Genomic DNA, 1930 nt, shown 5'->3' on the forward strand with positions numbered 1-1930 from the left:
CCCGTCGTCGTCGTGACGATCCTCGGCTGCGTGGTGGGATCACGTTCCGGCACAAGCTGCGGCGGGACTATCCGCTGATCCTGATGACGCTGCCGGTGCTGATCCTCCTGGCGGTCTTCGCGTACATCCCGATCGCGGCGAACGCGATCGCGTTCCAGTTCTACGAGCCCTACCTCGGGGACAACTTCTTCGACTCGATGGCCGCCAGCGCCTGGACCGGGCTGGAGAACTTCGAGCGGATGCTCGACGACCACGACTTCTGGAACGCCGTGGAGAACACCCTGGTGTTCGCCTCGCTCCAGCTGTTCTTCTTCTTCCCCGTACCGATCGCGCTGGCGTTGCTGATCAACAGCTTCCTCCACAGCAAGGTACGGGCCTGGTCCCAGGCCATCCTCTACCTGCCGCACTTCTTCTCCTGGGTGCTGGTGATCACCGTCTTCCAGCAGATCTTCGGCGGCGCCGGACTGATCGCCCAGACCATGCGGGACAACGGCTGGGGCGACGGCTTCGACCTGATGACCGACCCCGGCTTCTTCAAATGGCTGATCACCTTCCAGGTCATCTGGAAGGACGCCGGCTGGGGCATCATCGTCTTCCTCGCCGCACTGTCCACCGTCAACCAGGAACTCTACGAATCGGCGGCCGTGGACGGCGCGCACCGCTGGCGCCGGATGTGGCACGTCACCCTCCCCGCCCTGCGCCCCGTCATCGCGCTGCTGCTGGTCCTGCAGGTCGGGAACATCCTCACCGTCGGCATGGAACAGTTCCTGATCCAACGCACCGCGGTCGGGCCCGGCGCCTCAGAAGTGTTGGACTCCTACATCTGGAACCGCGGCATCGAGAACGGCGACTACAGCTACGCCGCGGCCATCGGCATCGTCAAGGGCATCTTCAGCGTCGCCCTGGTGATCGCGGCCAACCGAGTCGCTCACGCGATGGGCGAGCAGGGGGTGTACAAGAAACAATGAGCGCCACCATCACCAAGGACACCGACGCCGCCGAGGCCAGCGTCCTGATGACGGACGACGACGAGAAGGGCAAACGGCAACGCCCCGCCTGGGAGGAACCTCCCACCCGGGTCGGGCTGACCGCCAAGGGCGTCATCCTGGGCATCGCGCTGCTGGCGATCCTCTTCCCCGTCTGGATCGTGCTGATCACCAGCCTGTCCGACGCCGAGACCATCTCCAAGACCGGCGGCCTGGTCGTGTGGCCCGACGGCATCACCCTGGACGCCTACCGCGAACTCCTCGCCGGCGGACAGGTCGCCCGCGCCATGTGGGTCTCCATCGGCATCACCACCATCGGCACCGCCTTCTCCATGGCGATATCCATCCTGGCCGCCTACGGCCTCACCCGGATGGGCTCCCTGTGGCACCGCCCCATCCTCATCACCATGATGGGCACGATGTTCTTCGGCGGCGCCGGCATCATCCCCACCTACCTCCTCATCCAGGAGCTGGGGCTGATGAACTCCTACGGCGCGCTGGTCCTGCCCATGGCCGTCAACGTCTTCAACATCCTCGTCCTACGCGCGTTCTTCATGAACATCGGCTCCGAACTCATCGACTCCGCCCGCATCGACGGCGCCAGCGAGTTCCGCATCCTGCTCCAGATCGTCCTCCCACTCTCCCGCGCGGTACTGGCCGTGATCGCGCTGTTCTACGCGGTGGGCTACTGGGGCAGCTGGTTCGCCGGCTTCATCTACATCCAGGAACAGGACAAACTCCCCCTGCAGAACGTCCTCTACCAGATCGTGGTCCGCCGCGAACGACCCACCGGCATGTCCGAGATGATCGCCTCCGGCCAGGTCCCCAGCATCAGCGTCCAGACCGCCGTCATGATCCTCGCGCTCCTCCCCGTCGCCATCCTCTCCCCCTTCGTCCAACGCCACTTCAAGAAGGGCATGCTCATCGGCGCCATCAAGGGCTGA

The 1930-nt window shown here is 65.0% G+C and carries 2 protein-coding genes; both read left to right on the forward strand.

Annotated elements, in window-relative coordinates; all coding sequences use genetic code 11:
• A partial coding sequence (locus ABGB06_RS39325) for an ABC transporter permease subunit (protein WP_347600523.1) occupies nucleotides 1-968 on the forward strand: 968 nt, incomplete at its 5' end.
• A gap of 47 nt (nucleotides 969-1015) precedes the next feature.
• Complete coding sequence (locus ABGB06_RS39330; protein ID WP_347600526.1) at nucleotides 1016-1930, forward strand: carbohydrate ABC transporter permease; 915 nt, start codon at nucleotides 1016-1018, stop codon at nucleotides 1928-1930.

The sequence above is a fragment of the Streptomyces sp. B6B3 genome, assembly GCF_039871525.1.
In the GTDB taxonomy this organism is placed as follows: Bacteria; Actinomycetota; Actinomycetes; order Streptomycetales; family Streptomycetaceae; genus Streptomyces.

Bases quoted from the DNA above. Each gene is read 5' to 3' on its own strand.
- ABGB06_RS39330 (WP_347600526.1), top strand. From the start codon at position 1,016: ATGACGGACGACGACGAGAAGGGCAAACGGCAACGCCCCGCCTGGGAG.